12 protein-coding genes are annotated in these 14,542 nt (G+C 64.8%); 5 read left to right on the top strand and 7 right to left on the bottom strand.

The features are described from left to right. Positions 1 to 24: 24 nt before the first annotated feature. Complete coding sequence (locus tag ABU113_RS10675) at positions 25 to 759, bottom strand: imm11 family protein (RefSeq protein ID WP_454559501.1); 735 nt, start codon at positions 757 to 759, stop codon at positions 25 to 27. 11 nt (positions 760 to 770) lie between these two features. Continuing rightward, positions 771 to 1,193 carry a hypothetical protein gene (locus tag ABU113_RS10670; RefSeq protein ID WP_454559500.1) on the bottom strand — a complete coding sequence of 141 codons (423 nt, stop codon included), beginning with the start codon at positions 1,191 to 1,193 and terminating at the stop codon, positions 771 to 773. 16 nt (positions 1,194 to 1,209) lie between these two features. Here ABU113_RS10670 and ABU113_RS10665 point away from each other — a divergent pair, with 16 nt between their 5' ends. Further along, positions 1,210 to 1,338, top strand: a complete 129-nt coding sequence (locus ABU113_RS10665) for a hypothetical protein (RefSeq protein ID WP_454559499.1) — start codon at positions 1,210 to 1,212, stop codon at positions 1,336 to 1,338. A gap of 6 nt (positions 1,339 to 1,344) precedes the next feature. Here the strand turns inward: ABU113_RS10665 and ABU113_RS10660 are convergent, their stop codons facing one another. The 3 genes from ABU113_RS10660 to ABU113_RS10650 all read right to left on the bottom strand — a co-directional run bounded on the left by ABU113_RS10660 (position 1,345) and on the right by ABU113_RS10650 (position 6,429). Continuing rightward, a complete protein-coding gene (locus tag ABU113_RS10660; RefSeq protein ID WP_454559498.1) occupies positions 1,345 to 3,321 on the bottom strand; it encodes a flavin-containing monooxygenase in 1,977 nt (658 codons plus the stop codon). A 138-nt stretch (positions 3,322 to 3,459) separates the two neighbouring features. Beyond that, positions 3,460 to 5,118, bottom strand: a complete 1,659-nt coding sequence (locus ABU113_RS10655; protein ID WP_454559497.1) for an AMP-binding protein — start codon at positions 5,116 to 5,118, stop codon at positions 3,460 to 3,462. 132 nt (positions 5,119 to 5,250) lie between these two features. Beyond that, complete coding sequence (locus ABU113_RS10650) at positions 5,251 to 6,429, bottom strand: iron-containing alcohol dehydrogenase (protein ID WP_454559496.1); 1,179 nt, start codon at positions 6,427 to 6,429, stop codon at positions 5,251 to 5,253. A 273-nt stretch (positions 6,430 to 6,702) separates the two neighbouring features. Between ABU113_RS10650 and ABU113_RS10645 the strand changes: the two genes are divergently transcribed. Together ABU113_RS10645 and ABU113_RS10640 are read left to right on the top strand one after the other, a co-directional pair. Then, entirely contained in the window at positions 6,703 to 8,346 is a 1,644-nt protein-coding gene (locus tag ABU113_RS10645) for a long-chain fatty acid--CoA ligase (RefSeq protein WP_454559495.1), read from the top strand. Beyond that, entirely contained in the window at positions 8,343 to 9,488 is a 1,146-nt protein-coding gene (locus ABU113_RS10640) for a CaiB/BaiF CoA transferase family protein (protein ID WP_454559494.1), read from the top strand. Before ABU113_RS10645 ends, ABU113_RS10640 begins: the two co-directional genes overlap by 4 nt. A 106-nt stretch (positions 9,489 to 9,594) precedes the next feature. On the opposite strand, the gene ABU113_RS10635 is transcribed toward ABU113_RS10640, so the two are convergent. Both ABU113_RS10635 and ABU113_RS10630 read right to left on the bottom strand, forming a co-directional pair. Beyond that, positions 9,595 to 11,868 (bottom strand): TonB-dependent receptor, encoded by a 2,274-nt coding sequence (locus ABU113_RS10635; protein WP_454559493.1) that lies wholly within the window; start codon positions 11,866 to 11,868, stop codon positions 9,595 to 9,597. A 362-nt stretch (positions 11,869 to 12,230) separates the two neighbouring features. Next, positions 12,231 to 12,848: a TetR/AcrR family transcriptional regulator gene (locus tag ABU113_RS10630; protein WP_454559492.1), complete on the bottom strand. Its 618-nt coding sequence runs from the start codon at positions 12,846 to 12,848 to the stop codon at positions 12,231 to 12,233. 241 nt (positions 12,849 to 13,089) lie between these two features. Here ABU113_RS10630 and ABU113_RS10625 point away from each other — a divergent pair, with 241 nt between their 5' ends. Continuing rightward, positions 13,090 to 13,995, top strand: coding sequence for an MBL fold metallo-hydrolase (locus ABU113_RS10625; RefSeq protein ID WP_454559491.1), 906 nt, complete (start codon positions 13,090 to 13,092; stop codon positions 13,993 to 13,995). A gap of 50 nt (positions 13,996 to 14,045) precedes the next feature. Beyond that, positions 14,046 to 14,513, top strand: a complete 468-nt coding sequence (locus ABU113_RS10620) for a YbaK/EbsC family protein (protein WP_454559490.1) — start codon at positions 14,046 to 14,048, stop codon at positions 14,511 to 14,513. Positions 14,514 to 14,542 lie beyond the last annotated feature (29 nt).

Here is a 14,542-nt window from a genome sequence, read left to right as displayed (position 1 = left end):
GGGCGTGCTCGGCTGATGCGGGGTTCAGGCGCCGTAGGGCTTTTTCAGCGCCTCGAAAGCGGCGCGATGCTCTCTTTGCGATGCCGGTACCAGCGGCGTCTCGAAAACAGGGACGGCCAGCCCCGAGGCAACGATGGCATCCCGCAGCTGCGGTGAAATGAAACGGCGCCCCCCAAGACCTAGAATGCCGAACAGGTGGTCACTGACCGACGGCACGGTCAGGCAAAGTCGCTGCCATCTACCCCAAACCTTCCGTTTCCCGTCGATGCTCCAGCGAAAGTCCGAGACCGAGCGCTCGATGTCGTAAATGTCGAGGCGGTTCCAGTGGTGCACCCACCAGTAACCCTCCAGGTGCTCGCCCGAACCATCATCCGGCGAACCGTCGTCCGGGCGGGCCGGGATGTGCAACGTCACCGGGAAAAACTCGATCTTGTCGGTGACGAAAGACGACAGCAGGGTCTTGAACGCCTCGGAGACAATGTTGGGCCGGTTCCACCCGCCCCAGAAGTCAAAGGGATAAGAAAATTCATCCATGGTCCGGTTGGATCGCAACCGCACCGGGGGAATGAATTCGCCCGCCAGGGACTCTTCCTGAGAATCGCGCCCCAACAGTGACAAAAACCGCGTCTCCCGCCCCGGCCACGGCGCCAGGTCGATCGCACGGGGTTCAAAGCTCGCCACATGCGGCCTCAGCTCGTAGAGGAACTCGCCACTGAAATCCTCGGGAAGATCGGCCAGATCGGGTTCATGGATGCTCATAGCGTCTGCTCCTAAAGGTTGGGGGCAAAGGACCATAGCTGGCCGCAGGATATGCGCTCCAGCTTAAACATGCCCGCCACCTGATCGTCCGGCGTGAAATAGCGGTGGACCACCGGCCATCCACCCGCTGGCTGGAAGCCGCGCGCGATAGACACCGACAACCAGTTGTACGCCTTCTCCAAGTCCTGCTTGACGCCACACCCAAAGGCGTAATGCAGCGCCAGCAGAAACTGGGCGCGCGGCATAGCTTGCCTGGTGGGGTCGGGTGATGCCGAGATGCGGGCGCTTTCCGCAAGGCCAGCCGCCGCGGATCGATATGTCGCTGAATAGACCATATGATCATGCGCGGCGCGATTGAGCCAGATCGCGGCCTGCTCATACAACCCGGCTCGCCCATAGCGATCGGCCAGCCCCATCTGGGCCTGCACCGCCATGTCGGGCTCCAGCGGGATGACCACGCGTTCCGCCCGCATCACCGTGTCGTCCAGCCGGATGCGCGCGGTGCAGACCGGCCCGCGCGACGGCCGCCGCCGGCACATGGTCCGGCAGGCGTCGGTGCTGGAGTGCGTCCGGCCGTAGCCGTGGTCAGGCCGAGGCAGCCGCCGGCGGCGTGGCGGGCTCCTGCTCGGTCGGCGCGGTCGCGGGAATGAACTGGAAATCCCCGGGTTGGGCCTTGCGGGTCATGCGCCAGAAGGCGTCGTTGCGCCACGGCGTAATGGCGATGACGCGGCCCTGCGCGTTGCGATACCAGTTCTCGGTGCCCGGATGGGTCCAGACCAGTTTTTCATGCGCCGCGTCGACCTTGGCCACATAGTCGTTGTAGGTCTGTTCCCGCACTTCCACCGCCGCGGCGTCGTGGTCCAGCATCGTCTGCAGGATCTGCAGCGCATAATGGGTCTGATTCTCGATCGACCGGATCATGCTGCCGCCGTGCCCGGCACCGACGTTGGGGCCGAGCAGGATGAAGAAATTGGGGAAGCCCGGCACCACCGTGCCCAGATAGGCGGCCGCATTGTCCTGGCCCCAGAATTCCTTCAGCACCCGGCCGTCGCGACCGACCACCTCGTAGGAACCCAGCACGTTGGCGGCCTGGAAGCCGGTAGCGAGGATGAGCACATCCGCCTCGATGGTCTCGCCGTTGGCGCTGGTCAGGGTCGAGCCCTCAATGCGGGCCAGCCGGTGCGGCACCAGACGGACATTGTCCCGGCGCAGGGTCTTGTACCAGCCGTTGTCCAGCAACATGCGCTTGGCGAACGGCGGGAAGTCAGGCAGTACATGTTCGAGCAGATCCTGGCGATCACCCAGCTGCTCGATGACGTAGCGGGTGAAGTGCTGGCGGTGGCCATCGTTGATGGCATTGACCGAGCGGGCCGGTTCCTTCCAGTCGGGGTCACGGAACAGCGTGCCATGAACGCGGTCGTTGAACGTCCACGACAGGCGCTGCTCGTACCAGGCGCGGTAGAGCGGCAGCACCTGGATCAGGTAACGCACGCCCCTGGGCACTTCCTTGCGGAACTGCGGGAAGGGGGCGGCCCACTGCTTGGAACGGGCGAAGATCGTCAGGCTGGCCACCTGGTCAGCGATGGCCGGCACCACCTGCATGGCGGAGGCGCCGTTGCCGACCACCGCGACGCGCTTGCCGGTGAGATCGACATCCTCCGGCCAGTCGGCGGTATGGATCACACGACCCTTGAATGACTGAAGCCCGTCGATTTGCGGCACCAGCGGCATGTTGAGAATGCCGACGGCGCTGAACACCACATCGGCGTAGTGGACTTCCTCAACACCATCGGCGTTGATGACGGTCACTTGCCACTGATTGGTGTCGCTCTGCCATCGCGCCTTCTTCACCGTGGTCCGGAAGCGCACCAGATCGTACAGGCCATATTCGCGCGCGGTGTCGATCAGGTAGCGGGATATTTCCTCGCGCAGCGGGAAATAGTGCGACCAGTCGGTGCTGCGAAACGAGAAGGTGTAGGTGAGGTTTGGGGTGTCGACGCCGCAGCCCGGATAGCGGTTTTCCCACCAGGTGCCGCCGATTTCGTCATTCTTCTCGAAAATCTGGCAGGGAATGCCGATTTCCTTCAGGCGGATGGCGGCACAGATGCCCGACACCCCGGCACCGATGATGATCGCGCTCAGGGGCCGCTTCACCGCCGGCGGCGCGGCCGGCTCGTCCAGCTTCATGGTGGCGGCGATGACCTCGCCATATTCTTCCGGCACAGGCTCGGCCATGGCGGCCGTCAGCATCGCGGCAAGCTGCTGGTTGCTCGGCCGCGGCATGGCCAGGGGCTGGCCATCGAGCCAGGCGGTCACGGCCGCGAAGGCGGCATCGCGGATTTCCTGCTGCACGTCCTCGGGCAGGCCGGCGGAATCATTGTCATCAAGGCCAACTCCGCGGCGCGGTGTGTAAGGGGCATCCAGCCATTTCATATCGCCCGTCATCTGCACCAGGCACATCAGCAGGGAGGGAATATTCGCCTGATCGACACCGCTACGCAGCAGGGCAAGGTCAACCTGGGCCTTGTCGATCGGACGGTCGGTGATTTTCTCCACGGTCACATGCTCCCCTGAAAGTCTGGCGCCACTCCGGCAGGACGGGCGATCGTCCCGATGGCGCGGGTTTGTACCAATAATTTAAAATAACTACTCATTAGTAGTAATAGTTGTCAATGTGCTCCTGCCAGCCTCTGGTGCCGCCTAGCTCGTCAGGGTCTCGCGCCGGATGCGCATGCCGGCGCTCTCCCGGTCCCAGGTGTCCGCGGTCACGCCGTCGCGGCGCAGCTCGGCTTTCATGATCTTGGCCGACGGCGTCTTGGGCAGCTCGTCCATCAGCCGGATGTAACGCGGCACCATGAAGTAGGGCATGCGCTTGATCAGGAAGGTCGCGAGCTCGGCGGGGTCGATGGTGGCGCCGGGCACGGGCGCGACAATCACCATCACCTCGTCTTCGGAATATTCGCTTGGCACGGCGATGGCGGCGGCCTCGCGCACATGCGGGTGCGCGCAGACCTCGACCTCGACCTCGAACGACGAGATATTCTCGCCACGCCGGCGGATTGCGTCCTTCACACGATCGACGAAGTAATAATAGCCGTCGGCATCACGCCGGAAGGCGTCGCCGGTGTGGAACCAGCCATTGGCCCAGGCCTTGGCGGTGGCTTCCGGATTGCGGTTGTAGCCGCTGTTCATCGCCCACGGGCGGTCGGTCCGCACCAGCATTTCACCGATTGCGCCCACCGGCACCTCGCAGTCCCGCTCATCGACCAGGCGCACCTCGACCCCGGGGCGTACCCGGCCGCAGGTGCCGCGCTTGGTGGGGTTGGCCTCGGAAACGATTGGCGAGGAAATCTCGGTCATGTTGAAAATCGTGTAGACGTCGATACCGAAGCGGGCCGTGAAGGCAGGCGCGTCATCGGTGAGCGGCACCATGAATGCCAGCCGCACCTTGTGATCCCGGTCCTCGGGCAACGGCGGGCGCTTCATCAGGAAGGTCGCCATCACGCCCAGCAGAAACACCACCGTGCACCCGGTCGTGCGGGCGATCTCCCAGAAGCGGTCGGTGGTGAACTGCTCGACGACGGCGACGGAGGCGCCGCGCGCCAGCATGACGAACGGCGGGCCCATGCCGCCAATATGGAATATCGGCGCGACGCAGAGATAGCGATCATCGGCGCCGACCATGGTCCAGGTTTCGGGGCCGGCGTTGGAATACATGTGCAGATAGGATGACAGCACCCCCTTGGAAGGTCCGGTCGTGCCCGAGGTGTAGATGATCGACTGGATGTCCCAGGGGTCGATCGGCCGCTCCAGTGGCGCCAGGTCGCTTTCGTCGCCGTCCAGATCGCCGAAGTGCGCCACGGCGAGGTCGATGTCGGGGAGGCCGGCACCTTGCGCGCCGGTGACGACCAGTGTCTCCAGTTCGCCGCGCTCGACCTCGTGCAGCCGTCCGACCAGATCCGGGTGGGCGATGATCAGCCGGGCGCCGGAATTGGTCAGCACGTGAGCGAGCAGATTGCCGCGATAGGCGGTGTTGAAGGGTACGAAAACCGCGCCGAGATAATTGATCGCGTAGAAGGCCAGAATGGCGTCGCGGCCATTGGGGAGCCAGACCGCCACATGGTCGCCCTGACGCACGCCGAGTTTCTGCAGGCCGACGGCCTTGGCGATGGTGCGTCGGCGGGTCTCGGCGAAACTCCAGCATTCGCCGTCCTCGAACACCAGGTGGGTCTTGTCCGGCTGTGCGCCGGCCCAGCGGTCGAGCAGATAGCGCAGGACGCAGACATCGCGGTCGGGAATGCGCGGGTCGGCGAAGTCACGCGGCTTGAGAGGCTGCGAGGTCGAGTTGATCTGGGACATGTTTTGCTCAGCTTCCCTGTCAGCGGGGGCGGCTGGCGCGTCACCTCTGGCCTTGCCGGCATCGGGGTGTCCGCACCATCGCCCTGACTATCCTGGCGCACCGGTTGGTCCGGCGCTGCCAGAGGTTGTTATTCAGGCGGCCCGCCTGAGGATTTCCAGAATGTCGGCGGGGGAGCGCACCGGCCGGGGATTGGTGCGGCCCCAGATGTCCAGCATGGTGTATTCGGCCACCTTCTGGAACTGATCCGCCTCGACGCCGACTTCCTTGAGCGTGCGCGGCATGCCGAGGCTGCGGATGAAGGCGTCCAGGCAGTCGGCGGCGGTGGCATGGGTGCCGCCGAGGCAATCGCGGATACGCCGCTGCAGGCTGTCGTCGTGCTCGGCGTTCCAGGCCAGGACATAGGGCGACATCACGCACGACGTATAGCCGTGCGGCACATTGCAGGTGCCGCCCAGAATATGACCGATGGCGTGGCTGGCGCCCATCGGTACGCCGCCGATGATGGAAATCATGGATTGCCAGGCGCCGACCTGACATTTCAGGCGGCCTTCGAGGTCGCCGGGGTCGGCCTTGACGCGCGGCAGGCCCTCGACCAGCAGACGCAGCGCACTGTCGGCCAGACCGTTGGCGAAATCGTTGGACTGGTATGAGGCCAGGGTCTCGACGGCATGATCGACGGCCCGGACGCCGGTGGACAACCACAGCCATTCCGGCGTGTGGACGGTGATGGCGGGATCGAGAATGACCATGACCGGCGCCATGCGGCGATGCTCATAACCCTGCTTGTGCATGGTCTTCTCGTCGGTCGCGCCCGAGAGCGCGTTGAATTCACCACCTGACAGAGTCGTCGGGATGCAGATCACCGGGATATCGGGACCGATCGTCAACGGGTTGATGACCGCGCCGGAATCATCGACATACGTGCGCAGCGGCTCGAAGCCATCGACATCCCGGACATTGTGGCGAATCAGCAGCGGCACGATCTTGGCGGAGTCGGTGACCGAGCCGCCGCCAATGGAGACGATCAGATCGGCGTTCGCGGTGCGCGCGGCATTGGCGGCCGCCAGGACATCGGAACGTGGCGCGTGGGGGGCGATGCCGCTGAAGGTGCCGGCATGCGTGGTGCCGAGCGCGGATTCGATCCGCGAGATTTCGCCGGTGTTACGGCGCAGGCTTTCGGAGGCGAGCAGGAACACCCGCCGGGCGCCCAGCGCCCTGGCCTGGTCGACGATCGCATCGCTGGCGGGCCAGCCCATGGTCACGCGTTCGGTGACGGTGAACGTCATCTGGCGAGCCGTCGGCACGGTCATTCCATCCTCCCCAATTCGCCCTTGTCGCTTTAGCGGGCTTTGTCACGATGCGCCAATACCATATAGTAGAAAAATATACCGTTCAAACATTATAAGGGCCTTATTTGACGACAATGGTACCGGATAGTAGTCGGGATGGACGGCGTCTGCGGCGGGGTCATGCAGCCAGGGTGGTTGAGGTTTCGCGGCGACGGGCAGCAGCGGGCGCCGTTATCCGCAATGAGCAAGCATGTGGAGCGGCGCCGTGCCGCTTCGGGGGGAGACGCACACAGCATGACTGAGAACGCAGCATTGCCGGGGCTGATGCAGCACCACGGCCTGACCGTGGATCGCTTCCTTGATTTCGCGGCCCAGTGGCACGGCGATGTGCCGGTCAACGGACGGGATACACGCGGCGGCCGTGAAGAGACAACGTATCGCCAACTGCATCGCCGTGCCCGCCAGCTCTCGGCGGCGCTGCGAGCGACGGGCATCAGATCAGGCGACCGGGTGGCGACCCTGGCGATGAATCACCTCCGTCACGTCGAGGCCTGGTATGCGATCATGGGCGTCGGCGCGGTGTGCCATACCGTCAACCCCAGACTGTTCGACGAGCAGATCGCCTATATCATCAATCATGCCGCTGATCGCATCCTGATGGTCGATGCGGCGTTCCTGCCCACCGTCGGCCGGATACTTTCGGGCTGTCCGTCCATCGAGACGGTGATCGTCTTTCCAGACGGCAGTGCCGACGGGCTGCCGGCCGACCGCCCGGCCGCATGCATCGACTACGAGGCTTTTCTCCAGGCCGGCGCCGGCCTGTCGGTCGCATGGGGTGAGGTCGACGAAACCGCCGCTTGCGGCTTGTGCTACACCTCCGGGACGACGGGCGCGCCCAAGGGCGTGCTCTATTCGCATCGCTCCAACTACCTGCATACGCTCGCCAGCCTGCAGCATGATTTCATGAACCTGTCGGCCACGGACTCGGTGCTGCCGATCGTGCCGATGTTTCATGCCAATGCCTGGGGTCTGGTGTTCTCGGCGCCGGCGGTTGGTGCCAAGCTGGTCCTGCCGGGCGCGCGGCTGGATGGTGCGTCGCTGCATCGGTTGATCGAGGAGGAAGAGGTAACCTTTTCGGCCGGGGTGCCGACCGTCTGGCAAGGACTGCTGCAGCACCTGGCGGCATCCGGCGGGCGCCTGTCCACGCTCAAACGGGTGCTGGTGGGCGGGGCAGCCTGCCCCGAGGCGCTGGTGCGGGCCTTCCAGGACGATCACGGCATTGAGGTGCTGCATGCCTGGGGCATGACCGAGACGTCGCCGGTGGCGGCCGCCGCGGCACCTACCTGGTTTACCCGCCGGCTGCCCGTGGACCAGCAGCGTCGCCAGGCCCTGAAGCAGGGTCGGCCGATGTTCGGCGTCGATCTCGCGCTCAAGGGCGATGCCGGCGATCCGCTGCCGCACGACGGCGAGACGCCCGGGTATCTGATGGTGCGTGGTGCCACCGTCGCGGAACATTATTTCGGCGATGATCGCGAGATACTCGATGCCAACGGCTGGTTCGATACTGGCGACGTGGCGACCATCGATCCGCACGGCTTCATGCGGATCACCGATCGTTCGAAGGATCTCATCAAGTCCGGCGGCGAGTGGATCTCCTCGATTGAAATCGAAAACCACGCGGTCAGCCACCCCAAGGTGGCAATGGCGGCGGTGGTCGGCGTCGAGGACGAGCGCTGGGGCGAGAGGCCGCTGCTCGTCGTGCAGCTTGTCGAGGGCGAGAATAGCTCGGCGGAAGAGCTGCTGGGGCATCTGGAGGGGCGGATCGCGCGCTGGTGGATGCCGGATGCGGTGATGTTCGTCGCCCGGGTGCCGCTCGGCCCCACTGGCAAGATCGACAAGAAGCGCATCCGCGCCGAACTGGTGGGAGACGCCGCATGAGTGGCCCGCTTCGGGACCTGAAGGTGCTGGAGTTCGCCGGCCTCGGCCCCACCCCCTACAGCTGCATGATGCTGGCGGACATGGGCGCGCAGGTGCTGCGGATCGACCGGATCGATGCCGGCAGCAGTCCCGTCGACATGAGTCGCGAGCTGCTCAACCGTGGCCGGCCGTCGATCGCGCTCGACCTCAAGTCGCCTGACGGCATCGCCTTCGCGCGGGAACTGGCCGCGACCGTTGATGTCCTGGTGGAGGGCTTTCGTCCGGGCGTGATGGAGCGCCTAGGCCTGGGACCGGCGCCACTGATGGCGGACAATCCCCGGCTGGTCTATGCCCGCATGACCGGCTGGGGCCAGGAGGGGCCGATGTCGCAGCAGGCCGGCCACGACATCAATTATCTCGCGCTGACCGGCGCACTGCACATGATGGGGCCGGCGGATCGCCCCCCCGTGCCGCCCATCAATCTGGTCGGCGACTATGGCGGTGGCGGCATGTTTCTCGTCACCGGCATCCTGGCCGCACTGCTGGAGCGCGCCAACAGCGGGCGTGGCCAGCAGGTGGATGCGGCCATGGCCGACGGCGCTTCGCTGTTGCTGACCCAGATGTTCGGCTGGTCGAGGATGGGGCTCTGGCGCGAGGAGCGCGAGGGAAACCTCCTCGACGGTGCCGCGTACTTCTACCGCTGCTATGAAACGGCCGATGGGCGTTACATGGCCGTCGGCGCGCTGGAGCCGCAGTTTCACGCCAATCTGATCCGCGGGCTGGGGCTCGATCCCGAGGCCTTCGCCAATCATCTGGACCGGCGGCACTGGGCCGCGCGCGCCGCCGAGCTGGCGGCAGTGTTCAGGACCCGTAGCCAGGCCGACTGGGTGGCGACGTTCGAGGGTATCGATGCCTGTGTGTCGCCGGTGCTGACGATGGCTGAGGCGGTGAACTATCCCGCCAATGTCGCGCGTCGGGCCCACGAGACTCTCGCCGGCATCGAGCAGCCGGCGCCGGCGCCGCGGTTCTCGCGTACACCGGCATCGTTGTCGACACCGCCGGTTCTGCCTGGGGAGGGCGGGGCGTCGCGGCTGGCGGACTGGGGCGTGCCCGGGGCTCGGCTGGACATGTTGCGCGGCGCCGGGCTGCTTCGCGCGTCCTGATACCGCGTGCGCACTCGCCAGTCCCGCCGACGGGACGCCGGCCGGCCACGAAAAAGGGCCGCTCCTTCCATGGAAGGAGCGGCCCGGCAGGTGCCATAGGCAGGGACTAGAAGCTGTAGCCGATCGTCAGGCCGTAGGTGCGCGGCGGCATCAGCGAGCCGACGCGTACCGAACCGTAAAGTGGCGCCGACACGATATTGTTGGCGATGATTTCCTTGTCGGTCAGGTTGCGTACCCAGGCCGTTGCCGACCAGTGTTCGTCCACGGACTTGAAGCTGGCGCTCAGATTGACCAGCGCATAGGCCGCCTGGGTGGCGTCCTGGTTGTTGAACTCGGTGAAATAGACCCGGTCCTGCCAGTTCATTTCCGCGCGCAGGTCGAGGTCGCCGGCGTCACCCAGCGGCACCGTGTAGGTCAGGCCCGCGCCGAACGAGAATTCCGGCGCGTTGGGCAGCTGGTTGCCTTTCAGACTGACCAGCGCGCTGTTGGTCGGGCAGCGGCCGTAGACCGTACCGCCATCTTCCATGCCGTCGCGATAATAGCCGGTGCAGAAGCTCTTGAACTTGGCGTTCAGGTAGGTCGCGAAGGCATCGAAGTTCAGGCCGCGGGCGATTTTGGCCTGAAGTTCGACCTCAAGGCCGTAGTTGCGCGCCGAGGCGGCGTTGATCGTCTCGACGATGCTGTTCTCATTGACGAAACCGACCTGAAGATCCTTGTAGTCATAGTAGAAGGCGGCGGCGTTAAGGCTCACCCGGTCGTCGAACGCCTTGGTCTTGAAGCCGGCCTCGTAGTTCCAGACAAATTCCGGATCGATGACGTCGTTCTGGCTGCCGACGTTGATGACGCCCGACTTGAAGCCGCGGGTGACGGTGCCATAGAACAGCACGCCGCCGTCCGTGCGATATTCCACCAGCAGCTTGGGTGTCACCGCGCCCCAGCCTTCGGACTTGTCGGTGGGGATGGTGATGCCCAGCGCGTCAAACTGGAAGGTGCCGACGCCGGACTTCTTTTCGTAATTGTAGCGGGCGCCTGCGGTGACCCGCAGCTTGCTGGTGACGTCGTAGGATGCCTGCAGGAATGTGCCGTAGGCGTTGGTCTTGACGGTGCCGTTCTGCCAGTAATAGCCATCGTCGAAGGTGTCCGCCGGCAGGCCGAACACCAGGCCGAGATTGACGGTGGGAACCTGCACGCTGCCGAACAGCTTTTCATGGAAATACATGGCGCCCGCCATCACTTCCCAGCTGTCGCTGGTATAGGTCAGCGTGAATTCCTGACTGAACGTCTTGCTCTTCTCGTCGTAATTGTTCTGACCGAACATCCAGACGTCCGACACGTCGAGGTCGTCGCGGTTGAAGCGCTTGAAGTTTCGGTATGCCGTCACCGACTTCAATGCCCAGGCGTCGTGGCTCCAGTCGACCAGCGCGGTGATGCCTTCGCCATGGCGCCGGTTGATGGCGTCTTCGTCGGAGTAGATGTTGCGCAGATCGGCTTTCTCGCCGCGCGCGGCGTAATAGTCGAAGATGGTCTGGCCGCCCAGCAGGTTGTGGGCCAGGGAGTCCTCGGGAACGACGGTGGTGCCGAAATAGTGAAAGGCGTAGTTGTTGTCGTCCTCGTGGAAATAGTCGCCCACCAGCGTGATCTGCAGGTCATCGCTGGCCTCGAATAGCAGGCTGCCGCGTACCGCCTGGGCATCGCGATCGTCGACGTCATTGCCCGTGACCAGGTTCTTGCCATAGCCGTCGCGCTTGTCGAGCTTGCCGGCGACACGGAACATCAGACGGTCATTGCCCAGCGGGCCGCCGACGGCTGCTTCGAGCGACATCGCGTCATAATTGCCATAGGTCGCCCGGACATAGCCTTCGAACTCCGGTGTGGGTTTCTTGGTCACCATGTTGATGGCGCCAGCGGTGGCCCCGCGACCGTAGATGGTGCCTTGCGGACCGCGCAGCACTTCCACCTGCGCCAGGTCGTAGAAGCCGGCGAGCTGGGCGGAGGGGCGGGCGATCATCGCGCCGTCCTGCAGGAAGGCGACCGCCCCGTCGGCGCCGAGGTCGATGCTGGTCATGCCGATGCCGCGAATGAACGTGCGGTTGACACCGAACTGGTCACCCACCGACAGGTTGGGCACGGAGGCCTGGAGGTCACCAATATCCTGGATGCCGCCAGCACCCAGTGCATCGGCCGTGATCGCCGAAATGGCGGCGGGGGTGTTCAGGATGGTGTCCGCCCGCTTGGTGGCGGTGACAACGATATTGGGTAAGGCGTCGTAGGCTTCTTCGGCCTGCGGCGCGGCGGCTTCCTGGCCATGTGCGCTGGCACTGGCCAGCATGGCGACGAGCATGGCGGTGTAGGAAATCTTGCCGGATTCGATAGCGAGCACTGGCGTGGTCCTCCCTGTGGAAACGCGATTGTTCTGGGTTGGGTATCGATCGGCCGGGCGGGTTGTTCGCCCGCGGGGGACGATGCATGCCCCGTCGCAGCGTGTGCGTGCGGGGACAGCGTCGTGCCGCGCGAGCAGGCGGGCGCCACCTGGGCCTTCGTTGAACTTTGTGTACGGATTGTTCAGGCGCGGCTGCGTGCGCGACTTGTGTGCATGCAGGCCATTCGCCGGGCGTTGGCTGCCTCCTCCCCATACTCGACGTCTGGTCGGTTTATTGTTGTAAATGCATATCTACCGATGAGTAGATGCATTTGCAAGGGGGTTCGTGCGGGATGCAGCGTGCAAAGGGGCGGGGAAGGGCGTCAGGCGCGGGTCGGGGTGACCATGCGCATCGCCAGCCCGATGGTATGCATGACGACTTCGGTCGGCGACCACTTGCCACCTGGCCGATACCAGTTGGAGATCCAGCTGATCAGGCCGCTGATGCTGTTGGCGGTCATCGCGGCGTCGCCGATCTCGAATTCGCCGCCGCGCGCGCCCTCCTCAAGCAGCGTGGCCACTTTCAGGTCGAAGCGATGGCGCATGTCGCGGATGCGGCGGGCGTCCTCGGGGTCGAGGTTCTTTTCCTCGCGCTGGTAGACGACGATATATTCCTGATTTTCAATGATGATGTGCGCGACCTTGTCCACCAGCAATTTCAGGCGGCTGCTGGCCGAGCCGCCCTGCGCGAGCGCCCAGTCCAGCGCCTCCAGCGATTGCTGAATGCCGATCTGGCAGATCTCGGCGAGCAGTTCGCCCTTGTTCTTGTAGTAGGAGTAGATGAACGGCTTGGTGACGTGCAGCCGCTCCGCGACGGCATCGAGCGTCGTCGATTCATAGCCGTTGGAGAAGAACAGGTGGCTGGCTTCCTCCAGCAGGCGACGCCGCTTGAAGGCGGCGACCTCGTGTTTCAACTGCCTGGTTTCTCGAGCGGTCGGCATCGCGTGTTGGTGTCCATTCGCGCCGTGATCGGCCGTTGTCGTGGGCTTCGATCGTTAGGCCAATGGCTTGGCGTTGGCAACTCTCGGGCGTCACCAACTCGCGACCCGGCTTGACGCAGGGTTGCATTGAAGTTACCAATGAGTAGAAAATAAAAATTGTTAGAACATTGAATTTCCTGAAAGTAAGCCTGTGCCGGCCGCAACCGGCGCCAAAGCGGATCAGGAGACGGGGGGGGAGGTCGTGGACAGTTTTCGCATTGGCGACATTCGCGTCAGTCGTATCGAGGAGTGGCAGGGCACCTTCGCGCCGCCCGACTATCTGTTCCAGGGCTTCGAGGTGGCGGCGTGGCAGTGTCATGAAGAACAGTTCGTGCCGGAGTTCTTCGACCCCGCTTCAGGCAAGTTGTTCGCATTCTTGCAGAGCTGGGTGCTGGACACCGGGCGGCGGCGCATTCTGTTCGATACCGGTGCCGGCAACGACAAGGATCGCCCCAACCTGCCGGTCTTCGGCAACCTGCAGACCGACTTCCTCCAACGGCTGGCGCGGGCGGGCTATCAGCCCGGCGACATTGATGTCGTCGTCTGCTCCCACATCCATGTCGACCATGTCGGCTGGAACACGCGCCTGATCGATGGCGTCTGGCAACCGACATTCCGCAACGCACGCTATGTCCTGCCCGCCGCCGACCGCGATTACTGGGACCCGAGGATGACAACCGCCGGTCCCGGCACGATTGGCACCGCGGTCAATGCCGGGATGTTCGAGGACAGTGTGCGGCCGATCATCGAGGCGGGCCGGGCCGAGTGGGCGTATGACGGCTTCGAGGTCGCCCCTGGCATCGTGCTGCACGCGCGCCCCGGCCACACGCCCGGCAGTATGGTGATGGAAGTCAGCGACGGCGACGATCTCGCGCTGTTCGTCGGCGATATCATGCACCATCCGGCGCAGATCTTCCGGCCCGACTGGAACAGCATTTTCTGCGAGGATGCCGAGATGGCGCGACAGAGCCGGCGCCAGGTGCTGGAGGACGCCGCCGTGCGCGAGGCATTGGTCGTGCCCGCGCATTTCGGCGGGCAGCATGTGGTGCGGGTGATGCGGGAAGGCGCCGGCTTCCGGCCGGTATTGCGCCCCCTGGCGGACGGCTGATCCCGAGCCCCACCAGCGGCGGCAGGCAGCACAAGGAAAGCGTCTTCACCATGAGTATCGACTCCGTGCGACGGTTTTTCCAGCAGCAAGCGCCCGACATCCGTGTCCGGGAAGCGGCGCAGAGCACGGCGACGGTTGACGAGGCGGCTGCGGCCCTGGGCGTCTTGCCGTGCCGGATTGCCAAGACGCTGGCCCTCCATGTCGGGCGACCAGCGCTGGTGGTGATCCCCGGCGACGCGCGGCTGGACAATGCGAAGTGCCGGGCACTGTTCGGCGTCAAGGCGCGGATGCTGGATGCCGGGGCGGTCGAGCGCCTGACCGGCCATCCGCCCGGCGGTGTCTGCCCCTTCGGGCTGCCTGAACCGATGCCGGTCTATTGCGATTACGCCTTGCGTGCCCATGGCACGGTTTTTCCCGCTGCCGGTGCGCCCAACAGTTTCGTCGAGCTGACGCCGGATCGTCTGGCGGCGCTGGCGGCTGGGGCATGGGCCGATCTGGTGCGGGCCACGGCGGACTGAAGCCGGGATTGCGACATAAGACAGAAGAA

The organism is Parapedomonas caeni, assembly GCF_041060555.1.
GTDB lineage: Bacteria > Pseudomonadota > Alphaproteobacteria > Sphingomonadales > Sphingomonadaceae > CAUJIW01.
Note: the sequence above shows the minus strand (reverse complement) of the source record. Positions and strands in the feature narration are given on the sequence as shown.